General features: G+C 74.4%; 15 protein-coding genes. 5 read left to right on the top strand and 10 right to left on the bottom strand.

Going from position 1 to position 15,578, the window contains the following annotated elements; all coding sequences use genetic code 11:
* Positions 1 to 25: 25 nt before the first annotated feature.
* The 3 genes from PV796_RS29810 to PV796_RS29800 all read right to left on the bottom strand — a co-directional run bounded on the left by PV796_RS29810 (position 26) and on the right by PV796_RS29800 (position 3,530).
* Positions 26 to 1,126, bottom strand: a complete 1,101-nt coding sequence (locus PV796_RS29810) for a zinc-binding dehydrogenase (protein ID WP_274919299.1) — start codon at positions 1,124 to 1,126, stop codon at positions 26 to 28.
* A gap of 105 nt (positions 1,127 to 1,231) precedes the next feature.
* Entirely contained in the window at positions 1,232 to 2,626 is a 1,395-nt protein-coding gene (locus PV796_RS29805; RefSeq protein ID WP_274916582.1) for an aldehyde dehydrogenase family protein, read from the bottom strand.
* Between the two features lie 157 nt (positions 2,627 to 2,783).
* Positions 2,784 to 3,530 carry a TetR/AcrR family transcriptional regulator gene (locus tag PV796_RS29800; protein WP_376566001.1) on the bottom strand — a complete coding sequence of 249 codons (747 nt, stop codon included), beginning with the start codon at positions 3,528 to 3,530 and terminating at the stop codon, positions 2,784 to 2,786.
* Positions 3,531 to 3,752: 222 nt separating this feature from the next.
* Here PV796_RS29800 and hmgA point away from each other — a divergent pair, with 222 nt between their 5' ends.
* Together hmgA and PV796_RS29790 are read left to right on the top strand one after the other, a co-directional pair.
* Complete coding sequence (gene hmgA, locus PV796_RS29795) at positions 3,753 to 5,087, top strand: homogentisate 1,2-dioxygenase (protein WP_274916580.1); 1,335 nt, start codon at positions 3,753 to 3,755, stop codon at positions 5,085 to 5,087.
* A 36-nt stretch (positions 5,088 to 5,123) separates the two neighbouring features.
* Positions 5,124 to 5,873 (top strand): GntR family transcriptional regulator, encoded by a 750-nt coding sequence (locus tag PV796_RS29790; protein WP_274916579.1) that lies wholly within the window; start codon positions 5,124 to 5,126, stop codon positions 5,871 to 5,873.
* Between the two features lie 20 nt (positions 5,874 to 5,893).
* On the opposite strand, the gene PV796_RS29785 is transcribed toward PV796_RS29790, so the two are convergent.
* Positions 5,894 to 7,315 carry an MFS transporter gene (locus PV796_RS29785; RefSeq protein ID WP_274916578.1) on the bottom strand — a complete coding sequence of 474 codons (1,422 nt, stop codon included), beginning with the start codon at positions 7,313 to 7,315 and terminating at the stop codon, positions 5,894 to 5,896.
* Between the two features lie 168 nt (positions 7,316 to 7,483).
* Here PV796_RS29785 and PV796_RS29780 point away from each other — a divergent pair, with 168 nt between their 5' ends.
* Complete coding sequence (locus tag PV796_RS29780) at positions 7,484 to 8,752, top strand: type ISP restriction/modification enzyme (protein WP_274916577.1); 1,269 nt, start codon at positions 7,484 to 7,486, stop codon at positions 8,750 to 8,752.
* A 155-nt stretch (positions 8,753 to 8,907) separates the two neighbouring features.
* On the opposite strand, the gene PV796_RS29775 is transcribed toward PV796_RS29780, so the two are convergent.
* Entirely contained in the window at positions 8,908 to 9,177 is a 270-nt protein-coding gene (locus tag PV796_RS29775) for a hypothetical protein (protein ID WP_274916575.1), read from the bottom strand.
* 241 nt (positions 9,178 to 9,418) lie between these two features.
* Complete coding sequence (locus PV796_RS29770) at positions 9,419 to 10,225, bottom strand: SGNH/GDSL hydrolase family protein (protein WP_274916574.1); 807 nt, start codon at positions 10,223 to 10,225, stop codon at positions 9,419 to 9,421.
* Between the two features lie 321 nt (positions 10,226 to 10,546).
* Between PV796_RS29770 and PV796_RS29765 the strand changes: the two genes are divergently transcribed.
* Positions 10,547 to 11,785 carry a S8 family peptidase gene (locus tag PV796_RS29765; RefSeq protein WP_274916573.1) on the top strand — a complete coding sequence of 413 codons (1,239 nt, stop codon included), beginning with the start codon at positions 10,547 to 10,549 and terminating at the stop codon, positions 11,783 to 11,785.
* 111 nt (positions 11,786 to 11,896) lie between these two features.
* Here the strand turns inward: PV796_RS29765 and PV796_RS29760 are convergent, their stop codons facing one another.
* Both PV796_RS29760 and PV796_RS29755 read right to left on the bottom strand, forming a co-directional pair.
* Complete coding sequence (locus PV796_RS29760; RefSeq protein ID WP_274916572.1) at positions 11,897 to 12,604, bottom strand: YoaK family protein; 708 nt, start codon at positions 12,602 to 12,604, stop codon at positions 11,897 to 11,899.
* On the bottom strand, positions 12,577 to 12,954 hold the full coding sequence (locus tag PV796_RS29755) for a hypothetical protein (RefSeq protein WP_274916571.1): 378 nt from the start codon (positions 12,952 to 12,954) through the stop codon (positions 12,577 to 12,579). The genes PV796_RS29760 and PV796_RS29755 overlap by 28 nt, the downstream gene beginning before the upstream one ends.
* Positions 12,955 to 13,104: 150 nt before the next feature.
* Between PV796_RS29755 and PV796_RS29750 the strand changes: the two genes are divergently transcribed.
* Positions 13,105 to 14,217, top strand: coding sequence for a DUF5925 domain-containing protein (locus PV796_RS29750; RefSeq protein ID WP_274916569.1), 1,113 nt, complete (start codon positions 13,105 to 13,107; stop codon positions 14,215 to 14,217).
* Between the two features lie 42 nt (positions 14,218 to 14,259).
* Here the strand turns inward: PV796_RS29750 and ddaH are convergent, their stop codons facing one another.
* Together ddaH and PV796_RS29740 are read right to left on the bottom strand one after the other, a co-directional pair.
* Positions 14,260 to 15,036 (bottom strand): dimethylargininase, encoded by a 777-nt coding sequence (gene ddaH, locus PV796_RS29745; RefSeq protein ID WP_274916568.1) that lies wholly within the window; start codon positions 15,034 to 15,036, stop codon positions 14,260 to 14,262.
* 36 nt (positions 15,037 to 15,072) lie between these two features.
* Positions 15,073 to 15,462 (bottom strand): GntR family transcriptional regulator, encoded by a 390-nt coding sequence (locus PV796_RS29740; RefSeq protein WP_274916566.1) that lies wholly within the window; start codon positions 15,460 to 15,462, stop codon positions 15,073 to 15,075.
* Positions 15,463 to 15,578: the final 116 nt, after the last annotated feature.

Genomic DNA, 15,578 nt, shown 5'->3' with positions numbered 1-15,578 from the left:
CGCGCGCCGGACGCCCGGCCCGGCCTCAGAAGACGACCAGCGCCCGGCCGCCCTTCCCGGCGAGCATCGCCTCGAACGCGGCCGGGATGCCGTCCAGTCCGATCCGTTCGGTGATCAGCCCGGAGAGGTCCAGCGCCCCGGAGCGGACGTGCTCGGCGATCACCGGCAGGTCCCGGGCCGGATCGCTGTTGCCGTAGACGCAGCCGGCCAGCGTCCGGCCGAAGTGGAACAACTCCAGGGCGGAGAAGGCGACCTGCTGGTCCTTGCCGCCGATGCCCACCACCGTCGTCCGGCCGCCGCGGCGGGTGGCGGACCAGGCCGCGCGGATGGTCTCCGCCCGCCCCACGCACTCCACCGCGACATCGGCGCCCACGCCGCCGGTGAGGGCCCGGACCCGCCGGGCGCCCTCCTTCTCGAAGAACGCCGGGCCGTCGGCGACCAGGAAGTCGGTGGCACCGGCCGCGCGGGCCAACTCCTCCTTCGCCGGGGAGACGTCCACCGCCACGATCGGGCCGGCCCCGGCGATCCGCGCCGCCTGGAGGGTCGCCAGGCCCACCCCGCCGACGCCGTAGACCACCACCGACTCCCCCGCCCGCACCCGGGCGCTGTGGTGGATCGCGCCCCAGCCGGTGAGCACCGCGCAGCCGAGCAGCGCCGCGTCCACCAACGGCACCCCGGCCGGCAGCGGTAGCGCGGCGCGCGCCGGTACCAGGGTCTCCTCGGCGAACGCGGCGGTGCCCAGGCCCGGGTAGAGCGCGCTGCCGTCGGCGCCGAGGGTGGCGTAGGGGGCGCCGGCGGCCCGCCCGGCGTGTGCGCACAGCCACGGCTCGGCCACCCCGCAGAAGTGGCAGTCGCCGCAGGACGGCGCCCAGTTGAGGACCACCGGGTCGCCGGGGGCGACCCCGGTCACCTCCGGCCCCACCGCGGTGACGGTGCCGGCGCCCTCGTGGCCGAGCACCGCGGGCGCGGGCTGGCGCAGCGTCCCGTTGGACAGCGACAGGTCGGAGTGGCAGACTCCGGCGGCGGCGAGCCGGACCCGGACCTGCCCCGGGCCCGGCGCGGGCAGCTCGATCTCGGTGACCTCCAACGGGGCGTTGACGGCGGGCAGAACGGCGGCGCGGACCACGGGGACTCCTCGGGCGACGACGGGACGGGCGGGCGGGGCGACGCGGGGCGGGCGGAACATGACGGTCATGCGGCCCCGGACCGGGTGAGAGCTGCTCGAAACCGCTCAGAACTGAAGGGACTTGGTCTGGAGGTACTCGGCCAGGCCGTGCGGCCCCAGCTCGCGGCCGGTCCCGGACTTCTTGTAACCGCCGAACGGGGCCAGCGGGTTGAAGCGGCCGCCGTTGATGTCGACCTGGCCGGTGTCCAGGCGGCGGGCGAAGGCGACCGCCGTGGCGTCGTCGGCCGCCCAGACCGCGCCGGCCAGTCCGTAGACGGTGCCGTTGGCGATCCGCACGGCGTCGTCCTCGTCCTCGTAGCGCAGGATCGACAGGACCGGGCCGAAGATCTCCTCCTGGGCGATCGTCATCTCCGGGGTGACGTCGGCGAAGACGGTGGGGTGGACGTGGAAGCCGGGCCCCTCGGGCGTCCGCGGGCCGCCGATGACGGGCCGGGCGCCCTCGGCGACGCCGCGTTCGAGGTAGCCGACCACCTGGTCCCGCTGGCGGGCGCTGACCAGCGGGCCGATCCGCTCGCCGGGGACGTACTTGGCGGCCGCGGTCGCGGCCAGCTCCACCGCCTCGTCGTACTGGTCGCGGTGGACCAGCATCCGGGTCCAGGCGCTGCACGTCTGGCCGGAGTTGGCCATGACGTTGGCGACGCCGACCGCCACCGCCCGGCCGAGGTCGGCGCCGGGCAGGATCACGTTGGCGGACTTGCCGCCGAGCTCCAGCGCCACCCGCTTGACCGCGCCGCCGGCGAGCGCGCCGATGGTCCGCCCCACCGCGGTCGAGCCGGTGAAGGAGACCAGGTCGACGCCGTCGTGCGCGGCGAGGGCGTGGCCGGCGACCGGGCCGCGGCCGGTGACGAGGTTGACGACGCCGGCCGGTATGCCGGCCGCCGCGACGCACTCGACGAACAACTGGGCCACCAACGGGGTGTCCTCGGCGGGCTTGAGGACGACGGTGCAGCCCGCCGCCAGGGCCGGGGCGACCTTGGCGACGATCTGGTGCAGCGGGTAGTTCCACGGCGTGATCGCGCCCACCACGCCGATCGGTTCGTGCAGCACGGTGGAGGTGCCGAGGGTCTCCTCGAAGGCGTGGGTGCGGGCGAGTTCGGCGTAGGTGCCGCAGACCGTGATCGGGAGCCCGGCGTGCACGGTGCGGCTGAAGGCCAGCGGTGCGCCCAGTTCGGCGGTGACCGTCCGGGCGATCTCCTCGGCGCGGTCGGCGAGTTGGTCGCGCAGCGCGGCCAGCAGGTCGGCGCGGGCGGCGGGCGGGGTGGCGGCCCAGGTGGGCAGCGCCGCGCGGGCGGCCCGCACCGCGGCGTCCACGTCGGCCGCGGAGCCGGCGGGGACGGTGGCGATGACCCGTTCGTCGGCCGGGTTGACGACCTCGATGGTCTCGCCGCCGGCGGCGGGCCGCCAGTCTCCGTCGATGAACAACGCCTCGTGGTGCTTCACGTCGCGGTCCTCCCGGGCCGGCTGGGAACGGTGGTCGGCCACCCTAGGGGCGCCCCGGGGCACTTCCTAGGGGGACACCGTCCAAACTAGCGCCGGTAGTTTCGTGGCCGCCAGCGGCACTTCGCGCCCGCCCTGGCCGAATACCCCGCGGCGCCCCTCAGGGTGCACCGTCACCGGCCCCCTCCGCGCCGCCCGCCGGACCGGACCCCGCGCCCTCCGCGCCGCCGCCCTCCGCGCCGTCCAGATAGCGCGCCAGATACGCCCGCAGCAGCTCCTTGGTCTCGGTGACGATCGCGGGATCGCCCGACGGGTCGGTGCGGAAGGCGAGTTGGAGCAGCGCGTCGGCGGTCTCCACGCCGACCAGGAAGGCGGTGCGCAGGTGGGGGTCGGCGGGGTCGAGGCGGAGCCGGCCGGCGAGCAGGAGCAACAGCCGGTCGGCGACCTCGTAGTTGGCCTGCCGGGACTCGCGCGGGGCGGGGACAGTGAACTCCACCAGGGCGAAGCCGGAGACCGTCCGCTTCATGGCGAGGTATTCGTCGATCACCACGTCCATCGCGCCGCGCCAGCCCGGCGGTTGGTCCGGGGCGGTCAGCCGGGCGGTGATGCGCTGCGCGTAGGCGTCGAGGTTGCGGCGGGCCAGCGCCTCGGCCATCGCCCGCTTGTTGGGGAAGAAGCGGTAGACGGAGCCGATCGGGACCCCGGCGCGGCCGGCCACCGCGCGGGTGCTCAGGTCCTCGTAGCCGGTCTCGTCGAGCAGTTGGGCGCAGGCGTCGAGGATCCGGGCCAGGCGCTGGGCGCTGCGCCGCTGGACGGGCGCGCGGCGGAGCAGGGGCGGGGCGGGCGGTCCTGCCGGGGTGGTGGGGGTGGTGGGCCGAGGGGCGGGCGGGGGCGTCGAAGGAGGCACATGGTCATCTTGCCCGGCGCACGGGCCGGGGATGGCGGGGCGGGGCGATCCGGCCAGCGCGGCCGGTATCCGCCGGGTTTCCGGCCAGGCTCGGCCGGGGCGGCGCGCTCCTCGTTGACGCCGCTCCCCGCCAAATCCTAATGTCCTGCATAGGATTCGCTGAGATTCCTGTGGTGCCTTGGATTCCGTGGACGTCCGGTTCGTGAGCGGCGGGAGCGTGTGATGGCAGGTACGACCAACGAGCGGGCGAGGAAGGCGGCGGAGGGGCTCGCCTACGCGTCCGGTTTCGGCAACGAGCACAGCTCGGAGGCGGTTCCCGGCGCGCTGCCGGTGGGCCGCAATTCCCCCCAACGAGCCCCCCTCGGGCTCTACGCGGAGCAGCTCAGCGGCTCCGCCTTCACCGAACCGCGCCGGCACAACCGCCGGTCCTGGCTCTACCGCATCCGGCCGTCGGCCGCGCACCCGCCGTTCGCCCGCGCCAACCGCGGCGAGATCCGCTCGGCGCCGTTCACCGAGTGCCTGCCCGACCCCAACCGGCTGCGCTGGAACCCGCTCCCCGAGCCCGCCGACCCGACGGACTTCGTCGACGGCCTGTGGACGCTGGGCGGCAACGGCGACGCCACCCAGCGCGCCGGGATGGCGGTGCACCTCTACCACATCAACGCCCCCATGGAACGGCGGGTGTTCGGCGACGCGGACGGCGAGCTGCTGATCGTGCCGGAGCACGGCGGGCTGCTGCTGCGCACCGAATTCGGCCTGCTGCGGGCCGAACCGGGCCATGTGGCGCTGATCCCGCGCGGGGTCCGCTTCCGGGTGGAGCTGTTGGCCGACACCGCCCGCGGCTACGTCTGCGAGAACTACGGCCGCCCCTTCGAGCTGCCCGACCTCGGCCCGATCGGCGCCAACGGCCTGGCGAACGCCCGGGACTTCCTCGCCCCGACCGCCGCCTACGAGGACGTCGAGGGCCCGGTCGAGGTGGTCAACAAGTTCGGCGGCCACCTGTGGACCGCGACCTACGACCACTCCCCCCTGGACGTCGTCGCCTGGCACGGCAACCACGTCCCCTACGTCTACGACCTGCGGCGCTTCAACGTCATCGGCTCGATCAGCTACGACCATCCGGACCCGTCGATCTTCACGGTGCTGACCTCGCCCTCGGACACCCCGGGGCTGGCCGGTGTCGACTTCGTGGTGTTCGCGCCGCGTTGGCTGGTCGGCGAGGACACCTTCCGCCCGCCGTACTTCCACCGCAATGTGATGACCGAGTACATGGGCCTGATCGAGGGCGCCTACGACGCCAAGACCGGCGGCAAGGGAGGGTTCGTGCCCGGCGGCGGCTCGTTGCACAACATGATGTCGGCGCACGGTCCGGACCGGGAGACCTTCGAGCGGGCCAGCGCCGCCGAGTTGGCCCCGCAGAAGATCGACGACGGGCTGGCCTTCATGTTCGAGACCCGCTGGCCGCTGACGCTCACCCCGCAGGCCAGGGACGCCGGCCATCTCCAGCGCGGCTACGACGACGTGTGGCAGGGTCTGCAGCGCCATTTCCGCCCGTAGCACCGCCGACCAGCTCCGCAGACCGGGGAACCCACCATGACCACCTTCGCTCCCGACTCGCTCGCCCTGAACCGCAAGCTGCCGCTGTGGTACCAGGTCTCGCAGTCCCTGCGCGCCTCCATATTGGGTCGCTCGCCCGACGCACCACTACGGCTGCCCACCGAGGACGCGCTCGCCGCGCACTACGGCGTCAGCGTCTTGACCATGCGTCAGGCGCTGAAGGAGTTGGAGACGGAGGGGTTGATCAGCCGGCACCGGCGCCGGGGCACCTTCATCGAGCCCCGCGCGCGGCGCGGGGCGCCGGTGCGGCTGTTGGGGTCGGTGGACGCGATCGTGGCCCAGCAGTCCGGGATGCGCACCGCGCTGCTGGAACACGGGCCGGTCCCCGTTCCCGCCGAACTGTCCGAATACTTTCCCGAGACGGCGGAGGTCGCCGGTTTTCGGCGGTTGCGCGGCGACGAGGCGACGGACGAGCCGACCAACCACGCGCGCAACTACGTGCGCCCCGACGTCGCGGCCCGGATCGACCCCGCCGACCTCACCCGGTGGCCGATGACGAAGGTGCTGCGGGACGCGGTGGGCGTGCGGATCGGGCGGATCACCGACACCGTCGAGGCGCGGCTGGCCGACCCCGAGACCGCCCGGCTGCTGCGGGTGCCGCTGCTCAGCCCGATCCTGCACTACACCGGTGTCACCTACGACGCGTCCGGGCGGGTGCTCGACGTCGCGCTGATCCACTACCGGGGCGACCGGTTCTCGTTCACGGTGACGCTGGACGCGCACTGAGGGCCCCGGCGGCCCGCCGCTCAGATCCGCTCCAGGCTCCGCCCGGTGGTGCGCGGACCCAGCAGCGCCACGTCCAGGCAGAGCAGCACCAGCAGCGCCGCGGACCCGGTGAAGACGGCGAGTGGCCCGAGGGCGGTCAGCACCGACAGCGCCACGAACGGCAGCACGACCGAGGTGAGTCGGGACAGCGCGTAGGCGATGCCGATGGCGCTGCTGCGCAGGGCGGTGGGGAAGATCTCGGTCTGGTAGACGTGGAAGGCGTTGGAGAAGACGTTGCTGCACACCGTCAGCAGGAGGCCGAAGGCGATGATCGCCCAGGGGGCGGCGGCGAAGCCGAAGGCCAGGCCGCAGGCGGCCATGCCCAGCGCCGCGGCGATGATCAGGGTGCGGCGCTCGATCCGGTCGATCAGCGGGGCGGACAGCGCGGAGCCGAGCGGATAGCCGCAGTAGCCGAGCGCCGCGTACAGCAGCGAGTCGGTGACGGTGTGCCCCTTGGCGGTGAGCACCACCGGCGCCAGCGAGCCGAAGCCGTAGTAGCCGACGGTCTGGAGCACCTGGAAGATCCACCACATCAGCGTCCGGCGCCGCTGCTCGCCGCGGAACATCTCGCCCAGCGGCACCCGCCGCTCCGGGACGGGCTCGACGTCCGGGACGGACGGCAGGCTGGTGCCGGTCTCCGCCGCCACCCGCCGCTCGATGTCGGTGACGATCCGATCCGCCTCCTCGGTGCGGCCCTGGACGCTCAACCACCGCGGCGACTCCGGCAGTTGCCGGCGCATCACCTGGATGAACGCGGCCCCCAGCGCGCCGGCGGCCAGCAGCCAGCGCCAGCCGTCGACGCCCAGCAACTGGTGTCCGGCCACCAGGCGGGCGCCGAGCAGCGCCGCCACCGGGACGCCGACGAAGCCGAGGGTGTAGGCGTGCGCGAGGTAGCGGCCCCGGACCGCCCGCGGCAGGAGCTCCGCCAAGTAGGTGTCGACCAGGACGAGTTCGGCGCCGAGCCCGAGCCCGGCCAGGAAGCGCAGGCCCAGCAGCCAGCCGAGGTCGGGAGCGGCCGCGGCGGCCAGTGAGAACAGCGCATAACCGCCGAGGTTCACCAGGAACATCCGGCGCCGGCCCAGCCGGTCGGCGAGCACCGACAGCACGTTGGCGCCGACGAACATCCCCAGGAACCCGGCGGCGATCACCGAGGACTTCGCGAGGTGCCCCAGGCCCCACCGGTCGGCCAGCACCGCGGCGAGCACCCCGCCCAGGAAGACCTCGTAGAGGTCGAAGAAGGCGCCGACGCCGACGACCAGCGTGACCCGGCGGTGCCAGCGGGACGCCGGCAGCCGGTCCAGGCGCGCGGCGACCCTGGTCGCGGCGGGGCTCCCCTCTGGCCGTTGGGGCGCGGGGGCGGGGTTCCGCCCGCACCGTTTCGGCCTGGGTGCGGCGTCCGTCATGCCGGTCCTCCCTTGGCAGGTGTCCGAACGGGGACGGTACTGCGCCAAGATCAGCAGGCGGAAGACCGTGTCACCCGCTGGGCTGGAGCGGGGTGGGTGCGGCGAACGGGCGCGGCGCCCGCCGTTACCATGCCGGGGGTCAACCATCGGTCCGGGGAGGGGCTCCGCGTGACGGCGAAGCAGGGCGCGCCGGTTCCGGCCGCGCCGCGGCTGTCCGATCTGATGCCGTGGTCCGTGGCGCCGCTACGGCTCGGCCGCTCCTGGGTGCGGGACCCGGATCCGGCCGCGCTGCGCGCCCGTTGGCGGGCCCTGGCCGACGCCGACCCGGCCGCCCGCGCGCTGCTGTTCCGCCCGTCCCGGGCCCGCACCGTGACGTCCGCGGTCGCCCAACTCCCCGGCGTGGACACCCCGACCGCGCGGCTGTCCCGGGCGGTCGGCCGGTGCCCGGAGCCGGTGCGGGTGCTGCACGGCCCGTTCGACCGGCAGTGGTTGCTGCCCGACCACCGGCTGATCGACGTCGCCCGCCCGGAGTTGTGGCGGGTCGCCGACGAACACCAGCTCTTCCTGGTCGAGTTGGGGCACGTCCCGCAGGCCGGCGGGCCCGCGGTGGTGTGCTCCGCACTGCTCCCGGACGGGCGCTCGCCGGCCGGGCGACCCGGCCGGATCCATCCGCTCTACCGCCGGCCCGGCGGCACCGAGCCCAACCTCGCCCCCGGCCTGGCCGCGCTCCTCGCCGACCGCCTGGGCCGCCCGGTCACCCCGCCCGCCCTGCTGGCCTGGATCGCGGCCGCCGCGGAGCACTCCCCCGACGGCACCGCGGTGCCGCTCACCACCGACCCGGCGCTCTGGGACCGCGGGGTGGCGCTCGGCAGCCGCCTGCTGTGGCTGCACACCTGGGGCGGCCACGGCGCCGACGGCCCCAACGGACCGGGCGGGCGGCCCCGGTTGCCCGGCGGCCGGCGCCCCTACGTACGGGCCGCGCTGCCGACCCGCGGGCTGCCGCCGACCCTGGACTACGACCCCGAGGACGAGGCGCTGCTGCTCGGCGACGGCCGGATCTCACCGGTCCCGGCGGGCGCCTGGGAGTTCCACGCCGGGGGCACCCGGGTGCTGGCGGAGTGGTTCGCGCACCGCGCCGCCGCCGGCGCCGCCGGCGCGGAGCCCGTCGAGTCCGGCTCCCTGGCGGCGCTGCGCCCGGCGGCCTGGCCGCAGGAGTGGACCTCGGAACTCCTGGAGCTGGTCACGGTGTTGGCGCTGCTGGCCGAACTGGCGCCGGAGGTCGCGCAGTTGGCGCGGGCGGTCGCGGACGGACCACGGCTCGGGACGGCGGAGCTGCGGGCCGCGGGGGTGCTGCCGGCGCCGGCCTCGGCGACCCGACCGGCGTCGGTGCTCGATCACCAGGAGGAGGGCCCGGAGGGCCAGTTCGCGCTGCTGTGACCCCGCGGCGACGGCCGCGCTCCGGGGCGTGCGGGCGCACGCAAAGAACCACCCGCCACGAAGTGACGGGTGGTGAGGGGAGGCACCGGGCGGCGCTGTGGCGAAGCCGGGACAATGGGCCACCTGAGGCCGGTGGTGCCGCCGTGCGGGGTGGCTCAGCCGTGGCCGTGGCCACCGAAGAGCGAGCGGCGCAGCCGGCGCAGCGGCGCGAACAGCGACACCCGGTGACCGCGGCTCTTCCTCATGCGCGTGTGGTCACGCGCGGTGAGCTCCTGCATCAGCGATGTGGCACCCGCCACGTCGCGCTGCGGGATGGCGGGACCGCCGAGCACCGCGAGATGACGGTCGAGCCGCGCGCTGGACGCGCCGCTCCCGCATGTGATGGCAGGGACCCGCGCCCTGCTGCGCACTGTTATCTGTTCCATGACTCTCCCCACCCGTACGAGGGCACCCGGCCAACGGGCAGGGTAACCCTATCTCTCTTGGAGGACACGCGTGCATACCGGTCAACGGATTCACCTGCCATGCCTTGACGTTGACGAACACCATACGGAATGTCACGTACAGCGCGTGTAACAGGGCGAGTTGAGCGACCGGCGGGGAGCTCCGGGAGCGCGGGGCGCAGGGGAGTGAGGGGGCTCTCCTCCGCGCCCCGTGCACGGAAGATCACGCAGCGGAGCCGAACACCGGGAGATAGCCGTCGGCTTGGCCGGCGGCGGTGGGGTGGTAGGACTCGTCGATGGGATAGGTCACGCTGTGCAACCAGGGACTGCCGGAGCACAGCTCATGGCCGGTGAAGGTCGAGTTGACATCGGCGAAGGTGAACTCGTGCGCGGCGGCACGCCGGGAGATGACGCCGTTGATGTCGTCGGCGGCGGCGTCGACGGCGGCCCGGGACTTCTCGCTGAGGCCGACCGAGCAGGAGCCGTCGAGCTTGTAGAAGTGCGGGTACCCCAGGACGACGACGCGGGCGGACGGGGCCTTGTTGGCGATGGCCGCGTACACCGTGTCCAGTTTCCCGGGGAGGGTGTTGTCGATGTAGCTGCGGGCCTGGGCGATCCGGGCCAGGCAGGCGCTCTCGCCCTGGAGGGCGCAGGTGGTCATGGTGTTGGCGAATCCGGCGTCGTTGCCGCCGATGGTGATGCTGACCAGGCTCGTGGCCGAGTTCAACGGGCCGAGCTGGCCGCTGACGACATCACCCGTACGGGCCCCGGAGCAGGCGGTGAAGGAGAAGGACGAGGGGGAGTGCGCGGCCGCCCAGAGCGCCGGGTACGCCTTGGTGCTGCGCTTGCAGGAGCCGCTGCCGCTGTCGTAGCTGCCGGCGCCGACGCCGGCGGAGTAGGAGTCACCGAGGGCCACATAGCCCCCGTTGACGGTGAGTTGGGTCGCCGCGGCGGCGGTCGCGCCGGTGAGCGCGAGCGACGACGCGACGAAGAGGGCGACTGTCAAGGCCGCAAAACGGGACACTCTCATGGAACCTCCCATAGCAGGATCTCTGCGTGATCTGTTGGTACCAGCAGTCCCGCGTGGCCGGTAGTGTCCATGCCAAAAGTCGTCAAGAGTTCACGGCTAATCTGCCGATCTGTCAGCTTCTTCGCTGCCGCGCCATTGCCTTTTCATGACGCGTATATGACATCCCGTTGGAACTCTTGATACCGAGCCGCCGCTCGCGGAAGCCTTTTGACGGTCGGTCACGGTCATTTCCGAAACGACCGATTGCGTACCGCTCGTACGTCCCACACGTCCACCCCCGCGCGCACCACCGCGCGCACCGAACGAGGAGGACTTCCCGCGATGGCAGTGATGCGTTCCACCACCCCCGGCGCCGCCCGGCGGCGTTCCACCACCCTGCGGATCGCCGCGGCGACCGCCGCGGCCGCGGCGGCGACCACGCTCGGCGCCCTTTCCCTGCCCGCCCAGGCGGCGCCCGCCCAGGGCACCGTCGTCGGCGCCGGCACCGCGGACGCGGTGCACGGCAGCTACCTCGTCACGCTCAAGCCGTCCGCCGGCCTGAAGTCCGCCTCGGCGGACGGCCGCGGCCTGATATCCACCTACGGGGGCACCGTCCGGCGCACCTACACGGCCGCGCTCAACGGCTATGCCGCCACCCTGTCCGAGGCCCAGGCGAGACGGCTGGCGGCCGACCCCGCCGTCGACCGCGTCTACCAGGACCGCACCGTGCACGCCCTGGACACCCAGACCAACCCGCCGTCCTGGGGCCTGGACCGGATCGACCAGGCCAAGCTCCCGCTGGACAAGAAGTACGCCTACCCTGCCACCGCCGGCTCCGGCGTCACCGCGTACGTCATCGACACCGGAGTGCGGGTCTCCCACCAGGAGTTCGGCGGCCGGGCGACCAACGGCTACGACGCGATCGACAACGACACCGTCGCCCAGGACGGCAACGGCCACGGCACCCACGTCGCGGCGAACATCGCCGGCTCCTCGTACGGCGTCGCCAAGAAGGCGAAGATCGTCGCGGTGCGGGTACTGGACGACTCCGGCTCCGGCACCACCGCCCAGGTGGTCGCGGGCATCGACTGGGTCACCAAGAACCACAAGGGCCCCTCGGTGGCCAACGTCTCGCTGGGCGGCGGTCCGGACGCGGCGCTGGACACCGCCGTGCGCAACTCCATCAAGAGCGGCGTGACCTACGCGGTCGCGGCCGGCAATTCCGGGGACAACGCGCAGAACTACTCCCCCGCGCGGGTCGCCGAGGCGCTCACCGTCGGCGCGACCACCTCCACCGACGCCCGCGCCTCGTACTCCAACTACGGCTCCCGGGTGGACCTCTTCGCCCCCGGCAGCTCCATCACCAGCGCCTGGAACACCAGCGACACCGCCACCAACACCATCTCCGGCACCTCGATGGCCACCCCGCACGTCGCCGGCGCCGCCGCGGTCTACCTCGCCGGGCACCCCACCGCCACCCCGGCCCAGGTCGCCACGGCCCTGGTGAACGGCGCCACTTCGGGCGTGGTGACCAACCCCGGCAGCGGCTCGCCCAACAAGCTGCTGAAGATCGTCCCGTGAGGGGCGCGTCCCTAGTGGACGCCGCCCGCCCTCCCGGGCCGCGCAGGACCACCCGGTGAACGGCCGTCTCCCATAAGGGCCGTCGGGTGGGGGACGTCGACGGCTGGCCGGTCAGCCGTCGGCGTTCCGCCCGTGGGTGAGCCCGGGGACGAGGCAGGCGGTGGCCGCGACGGCGACCGCGGCCAGCAGCACCACCAACGACGTCCGGGTGCCCAGCCCGATCAGCCAGGCCCCCAGCAGACCGCCGCCGAGCATCCCGCCCACCGAGCCCAGCCGGCGGGGCACGGCGCCGCTGCCGTAGCCCAGCCGCCGGTCGCCGCCCAGCGCCGAGCCGCTCACCAGGGCCGTCAGCGCCCGGGTCTCCACCGTCGTGGACAGGTCCGGGGCGGCCACCCGCATCGCGGTGACGTTGCGCATGCCCATCGCCACCGCCATCAACGCGACCACCACATCGCGCTGACCGGCCGCCAACTCCCGGGCCGGGCCGGTCTCCCAGCCGGCCGCCGCGGCGCCGACCAGCAGCGCCGCCTCGACCAGCAGCGCGAGGGGGAACCAGGGCCGCCGGCGGGCGGCCAGCAGCGACTCCAGCCGGGCTCCGAGCACCGCCCCCATCAGGAACGCCCCGAGCGAGACCACCGGCATCACCACCGACAGCCCACCCTGCCCGGCGATGCCGAAGCCCAGGAAGAGCAGGTTGCCGGTCTGGGTCGCGGTGAAGACATGACCGAGGGTCAGGAAGCTGACGGCGTCGAGCACGCCGGTGACCACGGTCAGGCACACCATCACCACCGTCAGGGCGGTTCCGCTCGGCGGCTCCACGGATTCGGCTCCTTCCGGTGGGCACCCGGGGTCGGCGTGCTGCCAGTCTCCGGACGGCCGGCGCGGCGGTGGGCCATTGCGCCGTCTGTGGGCGCCCCGACGGCCTGACGCGCCCTCAACTCCGGTTCGACGGGGTTCGGCCGCGCCCCTTCCGTCCACCGGGTCGGCACGCCGGCCCCCGCCACCCGCTCGCCGCCCGCCCCGCACATCACCAGCAGCAGCGCCAGCGCCGCCACCCCGACCACCACCGCCACCCCGAAGGCCGTCCCCCGACGCCCCCGCAGGTGCCCGCCGTCCGCACGCTCCGGCCCGCCCGGCCGTCCCTGACGTTCCCCACCGCGTCGTCGCACGGCGGACCACCCTAGGGCGGGCCCGGCGGGCGCGCACAGGGCGCGTCCCGGCGCGCTCACCCTCCGCGGACAACCGGCCCGGACGACGCGGACGGCGCGACCCTTGATATTCCGTGTACGCGGGCGGCCGCTCTGCCGGATCATGACGGCATGTGTGCCGACCGGGTCCCGCCCTCCCCCGCCGCCGAGGCGCTGCCGCTCCGGCTGACCATGGACGACAGCGACTCCCCGTCCGACGTCATCGACGCGCTCTTCCTGGGCCGGTTCGCCAACGGCGAGCAGCCCCACGCCCGGAGCCGCACGGTGGACCGGGTGAAGTCCGGGCTGACGCTGCTGCCACCCGGGGTGCGGATCCTGCGCTCGGCCCGGGACGACGACCGCAGCGCCGTCCTCGCCGAGGGCGACGGCTTCACCCTGCTGGTCTCCCGTTGGAACCGCGGCGCCGACGTGACGGTCACCGCGGAAACCGACGCGCTCGCCGAGCAGGTGCTCGGGCAGGCCGCGGACGGTGCCGAGGACGAGCCCCCGCCGCAGCCGGAGAACGTCCCGATGGGCTTCTGGTACTTCTCCCCGCGCCGCGGTCCGCACCGCACCTCCCGACAGATCTCCGCCGGGTCCTGGGAGGACGTCCGGGCCAACTACACCGCCCCGGTGGCGACCGCGCTGGACCACCTGATGAAGGTCTCCCCCGAAGAGATCGCCGGCCGGCTGCTGTTGCTGCACGGCCCGCCCGGCACCGGCAAGACCTCCGCGCTACGCACCCTCGCCCGGTCCTGGCGGGAGTGGTGCCAGGTGGACTGCGTGCTGGACCCCGAGCGGCTCTTCTCCGACGTCGGGTACCTGATGGACATCGCCATCGGGGAGGAGGACCCCACCGGCCGGGGCCGTTGGCGGCTGCTCCTGCTGGAGGACTGCGACGAGCTGATCCGCGGCGAGGCCAAGCACACCGCCGGCCAGGCCCTCTCCCGTCTGCTCAACCTCACCGACGGCCTGTTGGGCCAGGGCCGCAACGTCCTGGTCGGCGTCACCACCAACGAGGACCTGGAGCGGATGCACCCCGCGGTGGTCCGCCCCGGCCGCTGCCTGGCCCGCATCGAGGTCGGACCGCTGACGCAGCCGGAGGCCACCGCCTGGCTCGGCACCGAGGACGGCATCGGCCGCGACGGCGCCACCCTCGCCGAGCTCTACGCCCTCCGCCGCGGCACCCGCCCCACCGCGCTGCCCACCCAACCCCAGGGCACGACCTCGGGGTTGTACCTGTGACGCGGCGCCGCCCCGCCGAAGTGGCGCGCGCCGCACCGGTGTTCACGCCGCAAGCTCGCGCAGCCGCACCGACAGGCAGGCGACGCAGCCCTCCCGCTTCTCGAACTCGCTGATGTCGACGGGGACCGGGCGGTAGCCGAGGCGGGCGAAGAGCTGGGCGGTGCGCGGCGCGGAGGCGGCCAGCAACAGCGCGTCGTCGCCCAGGAGGACGACGTGCGCCCCGGACTCCTCCAGGACCGGCCGGAAGTGCGGGAAGACCGACGGGTCCTCGACCAGCGGCGGGTAGCCGATGACGGTGCCGTCGGGGAGGGCGCTGACCGCCGACGTCAGGTGCAGCGCCCGGCTGATCGGCACCGGGACGACCTGGGCCCCCAACGGCTCGAAGGCGGCCCGGAGTTGCCGCACCCCCTCGGCGTTGGTGCGGCAGCCGCGGCCCACGTACACCGTGTCGCCGACCGTGAGGACGTCGCCGCCGTCGAGCGTCCCGGGGGCGCGCACCGCGTTGAGGGAGCAGCCGAGCGCCTCGGCGGCCTCCCGTGCGCCGGGGAGCTCGGGCCGGCGGTCGTCGGCGCCGGAGCGGGCGAGCAGCGCGACGTTGCGGAAGACGGCCATGGTGTCCTCGACGAAGACCGCGTCGGGGCAGTCGTCGGCGGGGGCCACCTCGGTGGTCACCCAGCCGTGGTCGCGCAGCGCCCGGACGTACCCCTCCCACTGACGCAGCGCCAACGCGGCGTCCACCGGCCGCCGGTCGACGTAGCTGACCAGACCCTCGGCCAGGTGGGGGCCGGGGCGTCGGACGAGGGCGTGCCGGCTGGTCATGGGCTCCTCCCGGGGCGAGCGCGGGCCGGTTTGCGGTCAGGAGTCGCCGTCGTACGTGGCGCGCAGGGCGTCGGTGACGGCGGCGAGGGCGGCGGCGCGGTCCAGGCCGAGGCGGTGGGCGCGCCGGGCGTAGGTCGCGGCGGCCGCGGCGGCCTCCCTGTCGGCGGCGTCGCCGGCCGCGGCGACGAAGCTGCCGTTGCGGCCGCGGGTCTCGATCACGCCGTCGGTCTCCAGGGCGCGGTACGCCTTGGCGACGGTGTTGGCGGCCAGGCCCAGCTCCTCGGCGAGGCCGCGGACGGTGGGGAGCTTGTGGCCGACGGGCAGGGTGCCCGTCCGGGCCTGATCGGCGATCTGGGTGCGGACCTGCTCGAACGGGGCCTCGGCCGCCGCCGGGTCGATGGTGATGGTCAGGGGCTGGGGGGACACGGTGGCGCTCCTGGTGCTGGTGCGGTGGTGGCGCGGCGGGTGCGCGGGTGCGCGGATCCGCCGGCGCGCTGCGCGGTTTTGTCGCATCCATTGTGCGCCAGGAGCGGCCACCGTGC

The organism is Streptomyces sp. WZ-12, assembly GCF_028898845.1.
GTDB lineage: Bacteria > Actinomycetota > Actinomycetes > Streptomycetales > Streptomycetaceae > Streptomyces.
Note: the sequence above shows the minus strand (reverse complement) of the source record. Positions and strands in the feature narration are given on the sequence as shown.

Bases quoted from the DNA above. Each gene is read 5' to 3' on its own strand.
- hmgA (WP_274916580.1), top strand. From the start codon at position 3,753: ATGGCAGGTACGACCAACGAGCGGGCGAGGAAGGCGGCGGAGGGGCTC.
- PV796_RS29790 (WP_274916579.1), top strand. From the start codon at position 5,124: ATGACCACCTTCGCTCCCGACTCGCTCGCCCTGAACCGCAAGCTGCCG.
- PV796_RS29785 (WP_274916578.1), bottom strand. From the start codon at position 7,315: ATGACGGACGCCGCACCCAGGCCGAAACGGTGCGGGCGGAACCCCGCC.
- PV796_RS29775 (WP_274916575.1), bottom strand. From the start codon at position 9,177: ATGGAACAGATAACAGTGCGCAGCAGGGCGCGGGTCCCTGCCATCACA.
- PV796_RS29770 (WP_274916574.1), bottom strand. From the start codon at position 10,225: ATGAGAGTGTCCCGTTTTGCGGCCTTGACAGTCGCCCTCTTCGTCGCG.
- PV796_RS29765 (WP_274916573.1), top strand. From the start codon at position 10,547: ATGGCAGTGATGCGTTCCACCACCCCCGGCGCCGCCCGGCGGCGTTCC.
- PV796_RS29750 (WP_274916569.1), top strand. From the start codon at position 13,105: ATGTGTGCCGACCGGGTCCCGCCCTCCCCCGCCGCCGAGGCGCTGCCG.
- ddaH (WP_274916568.1), bottom strand. From the start codon at position 15,036: ATGACCAGCCGGCACGCCCTCGTCCGACGCCCCGGCCCCCACCTGGCC.